Source organism: Brevundimonas sp. (assembly GCF_041919755.1).
GTDB lineage: Bacteria > Pseudomonadota > Alphaproteobacteria > Caulobacterales > Caulobacteraceae > Brevundimonas.
In genome coordinates, this window is sequence record NZ_JAYRTD010000004.1 from 115,689 (window position 1) to 129,334 (window position 13,646).

At 66.7% G+C, this 13,646-nt stretch carries 14 protein-coding genes; 6 read left to right on the forward strand and 8 right to left on the reverse strand.

Annotated elements, in window-relative coordinates:
• Positions 1 to 12: 12 nt before the first annotated feature.
• Entirely contained in the window at positions 13 to 1,680 is a 1,668-nt protein-coding gene (locus tag ACE3TH_RS07230; protein WP_374598768.1) for a phosphatidylglycerol lysyltransferase domain-containing protein, read from the reverse strand.
• 134 nt (positions 1,681 to 1,814) lie between these two features.
• Here ACE3TH_RS07230 and ACE3TH_RS07235 point away from each other — a divergent pair, with 134 nt between their 5' ends.
• Positions 1,815 to 2,369: a superoxide dismutase gene (locus ACE3TH_RS07235; protein ID WP_374598770.1), complete on the forward strand. Its 555-nt coding sequence runs from the start codon at positions 1,815 to 1,817 to the stop codon at positions 2,367 to 2,369.
• A 280-nt stretch (positions 2,370 to 2,649) separates the two neighbouring features.
• Here ACE3TH_RS07235 and ACE3TH_RS07240 read toward each other — a convergent pair whose 3' ends face one another.
• Positions 2,650 to 2,946, reverse strand: coding sequence for a GlsB/YeaQ/YmgE family stress response membrane protein (locus tag ACE3TH_RS07240; RefSeq protein WP_374598772.1), 297 nt, complete (start codon positions 2,944 to 2,946; stop codon positions 2,650 to 2,652).
• 147 nt (positions 2,947 to 3,093) lie between these two features.
• On the opposite strand from ACE3TH_RS07240, the gene ACE3TH_RS07245 reads away from it, so the two are divergent.
• Together ACE3TH_RS07245 and hisN are read left to right on the forward strand one after the other, a co-directional pair.
• A complete protein-coding gene (locus tag ACE3TH_RS07245; protein WP_292171057.1) occupies positions 3,094 to 3,468 on the forward strand; it encodes a helix-turn-helix domain-containing protein in 375 nt (124 codons plus the stop codon).
• Between the two features lie 116 nt (positions 3,469 to 3,584).
• Positions 3,585 to 4,370 carry a histidinol-phosphatase gene (gene hisN, locus ACE3TH_RS07250; RefSeq protein ID WP_374598774.1) on the forward strand — a complete coding sequence of 262 codons (786 nt, stop codon included), beginning with the start codon at positions 3,585 to 3,587 and terminating at the stop codon, positions 4,368 to 4,370.
• Here the strand turns inward: hisN and ACE3TH_RS07255 are convergent.
• The 3 genes from ACE3TH_RS07255 to ACE3TH_RS07265 all read right to left on the reverse strand — a co-directional run bounded on the left by ACE3TH_RS07255 (position 4,367) and on the right by ACE3TH_RS07265 (position 7,159).
• Complete coding sequence (locus ACE3TH_RS07255) at positions 4,367 to 5,368, reverse strand: alpha/beta fold hydrolase (protein WP_374598776.1); 1,002 nt, start codon at positions 5,366 to 5,368, stop codon at positions 4,367 to 4,369. The two genes, hisN and ACE3TH_RS07255, sit on opposite strands and share 4 nt — an antisense overlap.
• Complete coding sequence (locus tag ACE3TH_RS07260; RefSeq protein ID WP_374598778.1) at positions 5,365 to 6,255, reverse strand: class I SAM-dependent methyltransferase; 891 nt, start codon at positions 6,253 to 6,255, stop codon at positions 5,365 to 5,367. Before ACE3TH_RS07260 ends, ACE3TH_RS07255 begins: the two co-directional genes overlap by 4 nt.
• Positions 6,256 to 6,352: 97 nt before the next feature.
• Positions 6,353 to 7,159 carry a class I SAM-dependent methyltransferase gene (locus tag ACE3TH_RS07265; protein WP_374598780.1) on the reverse strand — a complete coding sequence of 269 codons (807 nt, stop codon included), beginning with the start codon at positions 7,157 to 7,159 and terminating at the stop codon, positions 6,353 to 6,355.
• Positions 7,160 to 7,436: 277 nt separating this feature from the next.
• Here ACE3TH_RS07265 and ACE3TH_RS07270 point away from each other — a divergent pair, with 277 nt between their 5' ends.
• Positions 7,437 to 7,901 carry an Hsp20 family protein gene (locus ACE3TH_RS07270; RefSeq protein WP_296168522.1) on the forward strand — a complete coding sequence of 155 codons (465 nt, stop codon included), beginning with the start codon at positions 7,437 to 7,439 and terminating at the stop codon, positions 7,899 to 7,901.
• A 59-nt stretch (positions 7,902 to 7,960) separates the two neighbouring features.
• On the opposite strand, the gene ACE3TH_RS07275 is transcribed toward ACE3TH_RS07270, so the two are convergent.
• The 3 genes from ACE3TH_RS07275 to gpmA are packed head-to-tail and all read right to left on the reverse strand — an operon-like array spanning position 7,961 to position 10,657.
• Positions 7,961 to 9,232 (reverse strand): pentapeptide repeat-containing protein, encoded by a 1,272-nt coding sequence (locus ACE3TH_RS07275; protein ID WP_374598782.1) that lies wholly within the window; start codon positions 9,230 to 9,232, stop codon positions 7,961 to 7,963.
• A gap of 52 nt (positions 9,233 to 9,284) precedes the next feature.
• Positions 9,285 to 9,935, reverse strand: a complete 651-nt coding sequence (gene ribD, locus ACE3TH_RS07280) for a bifunctional diaminohydroxyphosphoribosylaminopyrimidine deaminase/5-amino-6-(5-phosphoribosylamino)uracil reductase RibD (protein ID WP_374598784.1) — start codon at positions 9,933 to 9,935, stop codon at positions 9,285 to 9,287.
• The gene (gpmA, locus tag ACE3TH_RS07285) at positions 9,932 to 10,657 is read right to left on the reverse strand and encodes a 2,3-diphosphoglycerate-dependent phosphoglycerate mutase (protein WP_374598786.1); all 726 of its coding nucleotides are present in this window, start codon (positions 10,655 to 10,657) and stop codon (positions 9,932 to 9,934) included. Before gpmA ends, ribD begins: the two co-directional genes overlap by 4 nt.
• A 138-nt stretch (positions 10,658 to 10,795) precedes the next feature.
• Between gpmA and ACE3TH_RS07290 the strand changes: the two genes are divergently transcribed.
• Together ACE3TH_RS07290 and ACE3TH_RS07295 are read left to right on the forward strand one after the other, a co-directional pair.
• Positions 10,796 to 12,295: a phosphomannomutase/phosphoglucomutase gene (locus ACE3TH_RS07290; RefSeq protein WP_374598788.1), complete on the forward strand. Its 1,500-nt coding sequence runs from the start codon at positions 10,796 to 10,798 to the stop codon at positions 12,293 to 12,295.
• Positions 12,296 to 12,323: 28 nt separating this feature from the next.
• Positions 12,324 to 13,646 carry an FAD/NAD(P)-binding protein gene (locus ACE3TH_RS07295; protein ID WP_374598790.1) on the forward strand — a complete coding sequence of 441 codons (1,323 nt, stop codon included), beginning with the start codon at positions 12,324 to 12,326 and terminating at the stop codon, positions 13,644 to 13,646.

Here is a 13,646-nt window from a genome sequence, read left to right on the forward strand (position 1 = left end):
TTGTCGCCTTTTTCATGCCTGGCGTTTCAATCCCAGCATTCCGCGCCAGCCACCGCTGGTCAGCATGGCGACATCCAGCAGGGCGAAGGCCAGCGGCGTGGAAGGTGGCGCGGCGATAAAGCGGGGCGTCCAGACCGGGCCGAACTTGGCCTTGAAGGCCCGCAAGCCCTGAAACCCGTAGAGCGCCCCACCCTCTTCGAAGACAAGGGCCCCTACCCTTGCGAAGACCGGGGCGAGGCGGCGATCCTCCAGCCCCGACAACGGAGCCATGCCCAGATCGAAGGCGGCAAAACCCTGAGCTTTCGCCCACTGGATCGCACGCACGAACAGATAGTCCATCACCCCGGGCGGCGCGTCCTCCACATGCCGCATCAGGTCGACGGCGATGACCGGAGCAGGTCCGCGACCGGGCATCAGATTGGCGAAGGCGACGACACGCCCGCCCTGACGCACCACGGCCAGAGGTGTGCGGTTCAGATAACCGACGTCGAACCGACCCAGCGAAAAGGCCTTCTCCGAGCCTTCATGGCCCGCCAGCCAGGCGTCGGACACGGTTCGCAGTTGGTCGGCCAAGTCCACCGCCGAGCCGGGTGGCAAAAGCTCGAAATTGGCCCCTTCGCGTTCGGCGCGGCTGACGGCGGTACGCAGGTTCTGGCGCGCCTTGCCCTCCAGCGAGAAAGTAGCCAGGTCGATGACCGCGCTCTCGCCCACCTTGCGCACGGCCAGGCCCAGCGTCGCCAGATCACCCAGCAGGCCTTCGCCCACGGAATAGAAGACCGGCGCGCCGCCGTAGGAATCGGCCAGGGCGGCGAAGTCCCATAACAGGCCGACCCGCTCGTCCCGCCGACCGGCCGGCTCGCCCATGGCGATCCAGCGACGACCGATGACGCGATAGGCCAGGACGCTGTCGCCGCTCGAGCTGAAGAACAGGGCCTTGTCGCCTAGTGTGGAGAGCCAGGCCTCTGGCGCGGCATGATCCGCACGCTCGATCAGTTCAGCCGCACGCGCGACGTCGGCAGGCGAAGCCGGACCGTGACTGCGCGCACCGGGTGCGCTGATCAGGGAACGACCCACGACCAGGACGGTCAGAAGGGCCACGGCCAAGCCTCCGCGCAGAAACCCTGACGCCTGACGATCTGTTAGGAAGGTCCACCACAGCTCATCCGAATAGGTCACGTCGCGATAGACGAAGAAGCCCAGCCACAGGGTTGCCGCCACGGCCACGACCAGCATCAACAGCCAGAAGGGTGACAGGGGCTCGTCCAACCGCGAGCGACGATCGAAGGCCTTGCGGGCCGGGATCAGAAAGGCCGCGATCACGGCCAGTTCGATCGCCTCTTCCCACTCCAGACCCTTCAGAAGGGAAAAGGCCACGCCCGCCAGCAGGACGATGACGGCCGCCCACCACGCCCCGCGACGACGACGCCACAAACCGGCCGACAGCAGGATAAGGGCAAATCCTGCCAGACTGGCGGCAAAGTGGGAAAGATCGATCAGGAACGGCGGGGCCACGCTCAGCAGAGCATCCAGCCGCCCGCCGATCGCCGGTGTCGCCGCCGAGCCCAACAGGACGAGGCCCGCCAGAAAGCTGAGGATGGCGAAGACCTGCGGCGAGGCCTCGAACGCCAGGGCCCCCAGACGCCTGAATAGTCTCCAGCGAACGGGACGGGCCACAGTCATGGCCGACTTAGACCCGGAATCGGCCAAACCCGGCAAGGAAAAGGTCATTTCGGGGCACACGAAACAATCCGCAATGATCCGTGTTTTTATGTCGTGGCGAGCCTCCTCCCGCTCGCGTAATCAAGGTGGATATCATGCGTAAGACCGCGCTTCTCTCTGGTGTCGCCGGCCTGCTTCTGATGAGCGCTCCTGCGTTCGCCCAGGACAGCACGGCTCCGCAGACGCCCCCCGCTCCTCCTGCCCCGGCGACCGCGCCGCAGGAGCCGATGGCTCCGGCCGCTCCGGCCACAGCACCGGCTCAGCCGCAAACCCTGATCCTGACGCCCGGTGCACCCGTGGCTGGCGTTGACGGCACTCCGCTGGGAACCTTGGAAGGAGCCCGCTCCACGCCTGCTGGCCAGGAGCTGACAGTGCGTGGCAGCGACGGTCAACTGCGCGGCGTGCCCGTCTCGGGTGGCGTCGAGCAGAACGGGCCCGGCGTGACCGTCGGCTGGAATGCCGAACAGTTCCGCGCCGCTCCGGCGATCGAAGGTGCTGCTCCGGCAGCTTCGGAGACCGCACCGCCGGCCCCGACGTCGGAGCCGATGACGCCTCCGGCCGCCAGCGAGCCCACGCTGCCCGCCGAACCGACTGACCCGGCTTCGCCGCCGACCACGGACGGTGACGACGACACAACGTCACCCGAGTAAGTTCAGCTCGACGACATGAAGAGGGCGGCCCTTCGGGGCCGCCCTTTTTGCTGCTTGATGCGCAATCTTGAGCCGGTAGCTGCGCCTGGCGGATCGAGCGGACCGTGACCTGAACATATCACACGTCCGCAAAGCGCCTGTCACGTCAAGCTACGGCTGCGAAGAGGATGACCAAGGCGTCGACTGTTGGCGCGGCTCTTGGTGATCCGGCGATGGCCCAGGCACAAAAAAAAGGCGGCTCCGATTGGAGCCGCCTTCTTCTATTCTACTGATCCGAAGATCATGCGCGGCGCTTGACCAGGCCCAGCAGGAACAGCAGCAGGCAGGCACCCAGGAACGCGACGATCAGGGTGACCAAGTTGAAGCCGCCAATGTCGACTCCAAGGAAAGTGCCCGAAATCCAGCCACCCAAGATAGCGCCGACGATGCCGACGATCAGGTTGGTGATCAGGCCGTGGCTACGACCCATGACCTTTTCAGCCAGCCAGCCGGCGACGATGCCGATGATGATCCATCCAATGATACCCATAGTGTAGTCCCTCTCTTCCAAAGCGAAGCTCGCGCAGTAAATGCGCATGCGACAATCAGGTTGCGTGGGTGCCCAAACTCCACCCTCAGCCAGCCCCGATTTTCGCCGCATTCCCCCTGCGCGAGAGCGCGGCATGCCCCTTGCGCCGTGACAGGCGAGTTGTCCCGCATCGGGACAGTTGCAGGGAACGGGCATATGGCTACTGACATCGATCTTCATCTCGGCCGCCGCCTTCGTCGTCGGCGTCGCCTGCTGGGGCTGACCCAGCAACAGCTGGCCCACCAGGTCGGCATCCGCTTTCAACAGATCCAAAAATACGAGTGCGGGGCAAACCGCATCTCCGCGGCCCGCCTGTGGCAGTTGGCCGAGGCGCTGGAATCGCCGGTGAGCTACTTCTACGACGGTCTGGAAGAGGCCATGGAACGGGGAGGCAGCGCCGGTCAGGGCGGCGAGATGTTTTCCAGGAAGGAAACCCTCGACCTGATCCAGGCCTATTATCAACTGGACGAGCGCCCTCGCCGTCGCCTGCTGGACCTCGCCAAGTCGCTCCACGACGGCGAGGCGGCCTGAGGGAGTAGGTAGTAGGCTTCAAGGCCCGGCGAGCGATCGCGTCTGGATAATCGCCGACATCAGACGCTTCCTGATCTAATACTCACTACTCCCTACTCCCCTACCTCACGGCTCCCATGACCGAACACGAACTTTTCGCCATCGATCTGGCCCGGGAAGCGGCAAGGGTCAGCCTGCCGTTCTTTCGGGGCGATTATGAGCAGGTCGACAAAGGCGGGCCGGGCGCATTCGATCCGGTGACCCAGGCCGACCGCGAGGCGGAGGTGGCGCTACGCCGGATGATCGCCGACCGCTATCCCGACCACGGCGTGATCGGCGAGGAGTATGGCGAGGACCGGCCTGACGCCGAGCATGTCTGGGTGCTGGATCCCATCGACGGCACGCGCGCCTTCATCGCCGGCCTGCCGCTGTGGACCAATCTGATCGGCCTGCGTGTGGCGGGACAGCCGGCGGTCGGGATCATCGGCCAGCCATATCTGGACGAGATTTTCGTCGGCGGCCCCTCTGGCGCGCACCTGCTGAAAGGCACCCATTCACAGGCACTCAAGGTGCGCCCCTGCCCGCACCTGACCGAGGCGGTGATCGCCACGACCGACCCAGACATCTTCACCGGGGCCGAGCAGGGGGCCTGGACCCAGGTGCGGGCGGCGGCGCGTCTGGCCCGGCTGGGGTGCGACGCCTATGCCTATGCCATGATCGCGGCGGGGCGGATCGATCTGGTGGCCGAGACCAGTCTGAAGGTCTGGGACTGGTCGGCCCTGGTACCCATTGTCGAATCGGCGGGCGGGGCAGTGACCAACTGGCGGGGCGAGGCGCCCGACGGCAATGGCCAGATTCTGGCTGTCGGGGATGTGTCGATCCGCGAGCAGGCTTTGGTGACCCTCAGGCGCGCGGCGCTCTAGGCCGGCGTCGTGCCGTTTTCCGGCGTGACGGTCGCGGCCATCACGTCGAACTCGTCCAGAAAAACCGCCCGCTTGTCGTCGGTTTCCATGATGACCTCATGCTTGGCCCCCGGCACCTCGACATAGCGGCCGCGCGGTATGCGCCGGGCGGCCCACTGGCTGCTCTGTTTCCAGACCCTGTCATCGTCCGAGGCCTGAACGATGCAGACCGGGATCCGCACGGACCTCAACGCCCCCGTCTTCAGCGCGCGTTCGCCCACAGTCAGTCCGAACGCCAGCCAGCCCCAGGTCGGGCCGCCGACGGCCAGATGCGGGCAGGCATAGAGTTGCTGTCGCCACTGGTCATAGCGGGCCTCGTCCGTGGTGAGGGCGTCCTTTTCAAATGTGTGATCGAAGGGGTCGTCGGCATCGTCCAGCACATATTCCCCGGCCCGCCCATGGCGCAGGTTCCAGCGCACGGCCAGCTTGACCGACCACATGGCTCGCTTGCCGGTCTTGATGCGCAGCATGGGGCCCGACAGGACCGCTCCGGCAAAGCGGGTCTCACCCTGTTCCAGGCTCAAGAGGTTCAGCACGCCCCCCATGGAGTGACCGACCATAATCCAGGGCTTGGGGGCGCGGTTTTCGAACGCGTCGAGAAGGCGGTCATAGTCGTCGAGAAACTCCTCGACGGCGCGGGCGTGACCCTTCAGCCGATCTGGCAGCAGGCGAGCCGAAAGGCCTTGGCCGCGCCAGTCATGCGCCAGAACACACCAGCCCCGAGCCAGAAAGTTGCCTATGACCTCATAGTATTTCTCGATCGGTTCTGTCCGGCCCGGGCTGACCACAACCGTGCCGAGGGGCTTGGACGCAACGAGGCTCGAGGGTGTCCAGAAGGCAGCGCGGAGCCGAAGCCCCCCGGCCCCGCGAAACCATTCGCCCTTGCCGCCGGGCGGAGGCGCAGCACCCGGAACCCCCATCAGGGGCGCATCGGCGGTGAAGGCGGTCGTATCGGTCACTCGGGTTTCCTGAACTTCAAGGTCATGCGATCGCTCTCGCCGATGGCATCGTATTCGGTTCGGTCGAACTCGGGATCGGCAGGCTCACCGCGCGGAGCGGTCAGCCGCAAGGGAGCCAGGGTCTCGACGCCGAAGGGGTGGTCGGTGTCGTCGTCCGGATTGGCATTGATCTCCGACGCCGCGACGAAGGCGAAACCGGCCTCGGCAGCCAGTTGTTTGACGAAGGCCTCCTGCACATAGCCGCTGGCGGCGGCGGGGTCCTGATCCTGCTCGGGGCCCAGGCGGTGTTGCTCGACGCCCAGGATGCCGCCGGGCTTCAGCGCCGCGAAGGCATCGGCAAAGGCCTTTTCGGCAATGCCCGCCGCCATCCAGGCATGGATGTAGCGCATGAACAGGACCATGTCGGCCGTCCCGGCTTCGGCCACAGGGCCGGAGGTCGGGCCGAAGGCGCTGAGGACGATCTCGCCGTAAAGCCTCTTGTCAGTGGTGAAGCGCTGTTCGAAGGCCGCCATCAGCTGGCTCTGGGCCGGGTCGGTCAGCGGGCCGGTCTGGAAACCGGCGGCTATGTATTGGCCCTCACCCTCGGCCAGATAGGGGGCGAGAATTTCGGTGTACCAGCCGCTGCCCGGCCAGAAGTCGACGATGGTCATGGTCGGCTGAAGGCCGAAGAAGCGCAGAGTCTCCATCGGGTGCCGGTCGGCGTCCCGAGCCCGATCGCTGGCCGAGCGCCAGGGCCCCGCGATGGCCCATTCCAGAGATCCCTCGGGTGGACCGGTCGGGCTTTCGGGCACCGCATCGCGGGCCGAAGGCTCCTCTTGGCCACACCCCGCCACGGCGGTCAGACCCAGCGCAGCCGTGCCCGCCAGCCAGGATCGGCGAGAGATCACAAGCCTGCCGTTCGTCCTCGCCTCAGTCATCAAGCCTCCCGTCGGAAACGATCCGTCCGGGAGTAGACAGGTTCACCATCAGGGTCAAAACCTGCGCCTATTCCGGCTTGCGGAAACGCAGGGTCATGCGGTCGCTTTCGCCGATGGCGTCGAAGGCGGCGCGTTCCTCTGCCGTCAGAGTGCGGCCGTCTTGTTCGGAGCGACGCACGGGCGGCAGAGTCCAGACCCCGAAAGGATGATCGCGGTCGTCGGCGGCGTTGGCGTTCAGCTCGCTGCGGGCATCCAGGACGAAGCCGGCGTTCTGGGCCGCGCGGATCACCCAGCTTTCGGGCATGTAGCCGGTCGGGGCGGTTTGGTCGGGGTTCAGGCCATCGAAGCTACGATGCTGTTCGACCGCCAGAACGCCGCCGGGCTTCAGCGCCTTGAAGAAGGCCGCCAGATAGGCATCGGTGCGACCCGCCCGGTGCCAGTTGTGAAAAGCGCGCGCGACGATGACCATGTCGGCCTGACCGTCTTCGACGCCCATGGTTTCCAGCGGGCGGTTGACGGCGACGTAGCGACCGCCGGTCGCCTCGGCATAGGGCTGCAGGATCTGACTCCACCAGCCGGCGCGGCCCGGCTCGATCTCGACCACGGTCAGGCCTGGTCGCAGACCCCAGAAGGTCAGGGTCTCGAAGGGGTGACGGTAGGCGTCGCGGGCCACGTCAGCGGCCGGACGCGCGTCGGAGCCGATGGCGGCCTGAAGCGCGGCGTCTTCCTGAGCAACGGGCGGGGTCATGGCGGCGCGGCGCTCGGCTCTTTGCGCCGGAGTCTCATTGGCGGTCGGCATGGCGGGCAGGGCCTGGGCCAGCACGGTGGAGGGCAGGACGACGGCGGTCAGGGCGGCGAGGGCGAGCAGGCGCATGGGGTCGGTTCCGGATGCGGTGAGCAGTGGCGCTACCCTGACCATCCCCTGCCAACGGGGGCAAGTCTCGATCCGTTGGTCAGGACAGAAGGACGCATTTTCCAGACCCCTTGACGCCGCAAAACGGTTTCCCACCTTGTCTCTCGAGGATGCCGATTTCGGGTCCTCCAGACCGAACGGGGCCGAGCATCGGGCCGTGCGGGCTGATCCCCAACCGCCGTTCCGGGCTTTGAAAACGCGGGAACGGTTCAACCTTGCTGATCCTCAGGAGGATGACATGCGTACTGTCGACTTTACCCCCCTCTATCGTTCCGCCGTCGGCTTCGACCGTCTGGCCAGCCTGCTGGAAAGCGCCGCGCGCACCAGCCAGGAAAACGGCTGGCCGCCCTACAACATCGAGACGACGGGCGAGAACGCCTATCGCATCGAGATCGCCGTGGCCGGCTTCAAGCCCGAAGAGCTGAACCTGGAGGTCAAGGAAAACCTGCTCACCGTCACGGGCCGCAAGACCGCCAATGACGACGTCGAGCAGCGCACCTATCTGCATCGCGGCCTGGCCGAGCGCGACTTCGAGCGCCGGTTCCAGCTGGCCGACTATGTCGTCGTGAAGGGTGCGGACCTGGTCAATGGCCTGTTGTCGATCGAGCTGGCCCGCGAACTGCCCGAGGCGCTGAAGCCCCGCCGCATCGAGATCGGGTCGGGCAAGGCCCTGATCGAAGGCAAAAAGACCAAGGCCGCCTGACTGCAGACGTCAGTGTGAGCTGAGAGAAGGGGTGGCGTTCGCGCCACCCCTTTTTCGTGTCAGGCGTTGATCGCCGCTTCCAGTCCATGCGTGCCGTGGGTATCGGCGTCCGTCAGTTCGGCCTGACGCAGGCAGGCCCCGTGCAGGCGGGCTCTGCTGAGGTCGGCGCCGGTCAGCACCGCCCGCTTCATGTCGGCCCCCGACAGATCGACGCCGCGCAGGGTCGCGCCAGTCAGGTCCGCCGGCAGCAGCCGATCCGCCGCAATCATTAGCGGGCCCAGTTGCGCCCCGCGCATATCCGAGCCGTTCAGTCGCGCATTCTTCAGGCGGGCCCCCCGCAGGTCGGCCCCCTTCAGATTGACGGAGCGCAGATCGGCCCCCTCCAGATGCGCGCCCTGAAGCTGCACTCCTTCCATGTCCAGACCATAGAAGACGGCGCCCTTGGCCGACAGCGCGGTCAGATTGTAGCCGGTGATCGACCGCAGGGCCCGCAGGTCGACCCCGTCGAACACAGACGGCTGACCGGATGCGCCACCGCTTTCGCACCACTGGGCGTGTTCGGCCAGCATGCTGGCGGCGGGCATGCGAGAGACGGGCTCACCCGCAGACTTGGTGTCGGTCAGGGCCCCGGACATGTCCGCCCCGTCGGTGCGCCACATGGCCGATTTCACGCCCACCAGAATGGCGTCGCGCAGATCGGCACCTGACAGGTCCGCGCCGGACAGATCGGCCCCGGCCAGATCCGCCCCTCGGAAGCTGGCCTGTTTCAGATTGGCCCGGACCAGCTTGCAGTCCTTCATGATGGCATCAGAGAAGTCGGCCGCAACCGCGACGACGCCGGTCAGCTTGGATCGTTCCAGATTAGCCCCGGCCAGACAGGCCCCCTGAGCCTGGGTCTCGTTGCGCGAGCGCGCCTCGATGACCCGGTATCCCATCTTGGCGTCGGCAGAGGCGATGGTGCCCTCGCGCAGGTCGGCCTCGAAAAGATCGGCGCCGGTCAGGTCGGCGCCGCGCAGGCAGGCGCCGCGAAGATCGGCACGCCGCAGGCTGGCCTCGGACAGATTGCAGTCCTGCATGTCGGTGCCGAAGAAAACCGCATTGTCCAGCCGCGAGCCGGACAGGTTCGCCCCGATCATGCAGGCGGCGGAGAAGTCGGCGTCGGCCAGATGACGGTCGCTGAGGTCCAGACCCGACAGGTCCATCCAGGCGAAGACGGCGCGGGCCCCGCCCGGCTTGGCCTGCCAAAGCCGATCGTGCCGGGCGCAGATGGCGTCCAGTTCGGCCTGTTCGATGCGCCTTCTGGCGACAGTGTTCGCGGTTTCCCCCGTCATGACGTTCATCCTTAACGGCGAGGCTTTAAGGAAGCCTTGCAGGGAACGAAGATCAGGCGGTCAGAAGGCCCTGTTCGGCCAGGGCCTCGGCCAGGTCGCCCGGCCCCACCCAGACGCGGGTGTAGCCCGCCTCGCCCAGGCGCTTCAGTTCGGTGGTCAGGTCGGCCTTGGCCGAGGCGGCGAAGCGGGCGTCGAACCCGTCTCCGTCGGCGCTGATGCGGACCATGGGACGGCCGGTCTCGACCCTGTGCAGATAGCCTTCGTACAGAACGGCCGCCTGATCGGCCAGCAGGCCCGTCTCGACCTCCAGCCCGGCCTTCTTCAGCCGCTCGACGCCTCGACCTGACGCGAAAGGCGAGGGATCGACCGCGGCGATCACGACCCGCGCCACGCCTGCCTCGATCAGAAAGTGCGAACAGGACGTGCGGCCCGAAGATCGCGCCCCGCAGGGCTCCAACGTCACATAGGCGGTGGCCCCGTGCGCCTTTTCGCCCGCCGCGGGGACGGCCTGTTCCTCGGCATGAGGGCGCCCGCCCGCGGCCGTCGCGGCCTCCGCCACCACTTCGCCGTCCCTGACGATGACACAGCCGACCGACGGATTGGGCCAGGTCTTGCCCATGTTTCCGCGCGCCAGGGCGATGGCGCGGCCCATGAAGCGGATGTCGTCGGAGGCGGCCTGGGCCTCGCTGGGGCCATCCGTCATGATGCGTGTCCCGGAAGGGGCGGCAGTTCGGTCGCCCGCGCCGCATCCAGGTAGCGCGCGGCGGCCGGGGTCAGGTCGGCGTCCAGATCGATCTCCAGCGGATTGCCCGTCGGAATTTCAACGGCGACGATCCGGTCGTCCGGCACGGCGAACAGATGTTTGACGATGGCCCGCAGGGAGTTGCCGTGCGCCGCGATCAGCACGTCCTCGCCCGCCTTCAGTCGCGGCGCGATCGCCTCGTTCCAGTAGGGCAGGACGCGGTCCAGCGTCGTCTTCAGGCTTTCGGTGTCGGGAATGGCCTTGCCGGCATAGCGGGGATCGCCCGCAAAATCCCACTCCCCGCCGGGAGCCAGAGGCGGCGGCGGGATGTCATAGCTGCGCCGCCAGATCTTCACCTGATCCTCGCCGTGCTTGGCCGCAGTCTCGGCCTTGTCCAGACCGGTCAGGCCTCCGTAGTGACGCTCGTTCAGCCGCCAGTCCTCGACCACCGGCACGTCCTTCAGGCCCGCCGCATCCAGCGCCAGCGCCCCGGTCCGCGTCGCGCGCTTCAGCACCGAGGTGAGCATCACCGTCGGGTTGAAACCGGCCTGGGCAATCAGTTCGCCGCCCTTGCGAGCCTGAGCCTCTCCTTCGGCGGTCAGGTCGACGTCGACCCATCCGGTGAAGCGGTTTTCCAGGTTCCATTGGCTCTGGCCGTGACGCAGCAGGATCAGGCGGGGCATTAAACTCTCCGAACAGGTCCGTTTTGGGTAGGCCGGGGCCACAGACCGGTCAAGGTTTGCAGCACTTGTGCCGCTCTCGCGTTGTGACGGTCCCGACGGCCGGTCTATACCAGGGGCGAAACGCATCAGGACCACACGATGATCAAGCCCCGACAGGATCTGAAACCCAATACGGCCGACTATGAGACGACGCCCCTGGTCAAGCCGACGGGGTTTCGGGAGTACGACGCCCGCTGGATCCTGGAGAAGGAAATCAACCTGCTGGGCATCCAGGCACTGGGTCTGGGCCTGGCCACCTATGTGCATGAGATCGGGCAGACGCCGCGCATCGTGGTCGGCCACGACTTCCGCTCCTACTCCCTGTCGGTGAAACAGGCGCTGATCATCGGCCTGCTGGAAGGCGGCATGGAGGTGCTGGACATCGGCCTGGCCCTGTCGCCCATGGCCTATTTCGCCCAGTTCGAGCTGGATGCGCCGTGCGTGGCCATGGTCACCGCCAGCCACAACGAGAATGGCTGGACCGGCGTCAAGATGGGGGCTCAGCCGCCGCTGACCTTTGGTCCTGACGAGATCGGGCGTCTGAAGGACATCGTCCTGAACGGCGAAGGCGTTAGCCGCAGCGGCGGCTCGCTGACTCGCGTCGAGGGGTTCCGCGAGGCCTATATCGCCGACATCGTGTCCAAGGTGAAACTGACGCGCCCGATCAAGGTCGTCGCGGCCTGCGGCAACGGCACGGCCGGTGCTTTCGCGCCTGAGGCCCTGCGCCGGATGGGGGCCGAGGTGATCGAGATGGACACCCGCCTGGACTTCACCTTCCCAAAATACAACCCAAACCCCGAAGACCACGCCATGCTGATGCAGATGGCCGAGCGGGTGCGCGAAACCGGGGCCGACCTGGCGCTGGGCTTCGACGGCGACGGCGACCGCTGCGGCGTGGTGGACGATACGGGCGAGGAAATCTTCGCCGACAAGATCGGCCTGATGCTGGGCCGCGATCTGAGCGCCCTGCATCCGAACGCCACCTTCGTCGTCGATGTGAAATCGACGGGCCTCTACAAGACCGATGAGGTGCTGAAGGCCAATGGTGCCGAAACCGTCTACTGGAAGACCGGCCACAGCTATATCAAACGCAAGACCGCCGAACTGGGGGCCCTGGCCGGGTTCGAGAAGTCGGGGCATTTCTTCTTCAATGCGCCCCTCGGTCATGGCTATGACGATGGCATCGTGGCGGCCGGTGCCGTTCTGGCCATGCTGGATCGGAACCCCGGCAAGAAGCTCAGCGAGCTGAAGGCTGCCCTGCCCGACGCCTGGACCAGCCTGACCATGTCGCCGCACTGCGACGATGAGCTGAAATACGAGGTGCTGGAGCGGATCGTTGCCGAGTATCAGGCCCTGGCCGATGCAGGCGGCGAAATTCTGGGCCGCAAGATCGTCGAAGCCATCACCGTCAACGGCGTGCGCGTGCATCTGGACGACGGGTCATGGGTCCTGGTCCGCGCCTCGTCCAACAAGCCCGAACTGGTGGTGGTGGTCGAGAGTATGCGCTCGGCCGACGACATGCGCGCCCTGTTCCACGACGAGGTGAAGCCGCGACTGGCCAAATACTCCGAGATCGGCGCGTACAATCAGGAAATCTGAGCCGCGGTTGGCCGGGTTCGGGGGAGCCATGACAGGCAGACACATCGCCATCGTCGGCGGCGGCTTTTCGGGGGCCATGCTGGCGGCACGGCTGGCCGAAAGCGGGATCGCATCGACGGTCATCGATAGGGGTGGCGATTTCGGCCTGGGTGTCGCCTATTCGACGCCGTTCGACGGACATCTGCTGAACGTCCGCTCCAACCGGATGAGCGCGGTCGAGGGGCGGCCCGACGATTTCGTCGACTGGCTGAAGGCCCATCATCCCGACCAAGCCGCGCCCGAACGCTTCGCACCTCGACGGCTTTATGGTCTCTATGTGCAGAACCGGCTGGCGGGTGTCGAAGCAGCGCATCCGGGCCTAATCACCCGCGTCGTCGGAGAGGCCGCAGCGGTTGAAGACGCTGGCGTGCGACTGGCCGATGGACGTCTCATCCAGGCTGACGCGGCCGTACTGGCCACCGGCAACCCGGCCCCGAAGACGGCTGCGCCGGATGAGATAGAGGGCCGGCTGATCGGCGATCCCTGGGCCGCCGGGGCGCTGGACCGAATTGGTGACGAGGACGACGTGATCATCGTCGGTACCGGCCTGACCATGGTTGATGTGGTTCAGTGGCTGGTCGCGCGGGGCTGGAGAGGCAAGGCGACGGCCCTGTCTCGGCGAGGGCTGAAGCCCCGCGCTCATGAGGCACTGCCGGACGCCCCCGCCCCTCCCACCAGCATGCTGAAACTCGCTCCCGCCTCGCGTCGTCTGGCCGAGGCCCGGCGCATGGCGAACGAGAGCGGCTGGCGCTCGGTGATGGAGGGCCTGAGGCCCCTCACCGCAGACTTGTGGGCGGCGGCGGACAGCGATCTGCGTGCGCGGTTCGTGCGGCACCTGCGCCCCTGGTGGGACGTGCATCGGCACCGGATCGCCGACACTATCGCCGCCTCTCTGGAAGCGCTGGAGGCCGAAGGTCGGCTGACCATCGTGGCGGGGCGCATCCGGCGGATCGATCAGGATGCGGACCGTGTGACCGTGGACTGGCGGCCCCGGCGCGGACCGGACCAGCCGCCGATCACGGGCCGATGGCTGATCGACTGCACCGGGCCGGGGCATGACCCCGCGAAGGATCATCTGACCGGGCCTTTGATCGCCGCAGGTAGGGCAAGGCTGGATGACCTGGGGCTTGGGCTGGACCTGGATGCGCAGGGGCGCGTGCTGGATGCCGACGGCGTGCCGGACGACCGGTTGCTGGTCCTGGGACCGCCGGCAAGAGCCGCCTTCTGGGAAACCATCGCCGTTCCCGATATCCGCAAACGGATCGAGGATGTGACGGCGACGCTGGCCGCGACCACGACGGAGACGACGTGA

Excerpts from the sequence above, each read along its gene's own strand:
- ACE3TH_RS07295 (WP_374598790.1), top strand. The coding sequence starts at position 12,324 with ATGACAGGCAGACACATCGCCATCGTCGGCGGCGGCTTTTCGGGGGCC.
- ACE3TH_RS07270 (WP_296168522.1), top strand. The coding sequence starts at position 7,437 with ATGCGTACTGTCGACTTTACCCCCCTCTATCGTTCCGCCGTCGGCTTC.
- ACE3TH_RS07275 (WP_374598782.1), bottom strand. The coding sequence starts at position 9,232 with ATGACGGGGGAAACCGCGAACACTGTCGCCAGAAGGCGCATCGAACAG.
- gpmA (WP_374598786.1), bottom strand. The coding sequence starts at position 10,657 with ATGCCCCGCCTGATCCTGCTGCGTCACGGCCAGAGCCAATGGAACCTG.
- ACE3TH_RS07240 (WP_374598772.1), bottom strand. The coding sequence starts at position 2,946 with ATGCGCATTTACTGCGCGAGCTTCGCTTTGGAAGAGAGGGACTACACT.
- hisN (WP_374598774.1), top strand. The coding sequence starts at position 3,585 with ATGACCGAACACGAACTTTTCGCCATCGATCTGGCCCGGGAAGCGGCA.
- ACE3TH_RS07290 (WP_374598788.1), top strand. The coding sequence starts at position 10,796 with ATGATCAAGCCCCGACAGGATCTGAAACCCAATACGGCCGACTATGAG.
- ACE3TH_RS07230 (WP_374598768.1), bottom strand. The coding sequence starts at position 1,680 with ATGACTGTGGCCCGTCCCGTTCGCTGGAGACTATTCAGGCGTCTGGGG.
- ACE3TH_RS07235 (WP_374598770.1), top strand. The coding sequence starts at position 1,815 with ATGCGTAAGACCGCGCTTCTCTCTGGTGTCGCCGGCCTGCTTCTGATG.
- ACE3TH_RS07245 (WP_292171057.1), top strand. The coding sequence starts at position 3,094 with ATGGCTACTGACATCGATCTTCATCTCGGCCGCCGCCTTCGTCGTCGG.
- ribD (WP_374598784.1), bottom strand. The coding sequence starts at position 9,935 with ATGACGGATGGCCCCAGCGAGGCCCAGGCCGCCTCCGACGACATCCGC.
- ACE3TH_RS07265 (WP_374598780.1), bottom strand. The coding sequence starts at position 7,159 with ATGCGCCTGCTCGCCCTCGCCGCCCTGACCGCCGTCGTCCTGCCCTCC.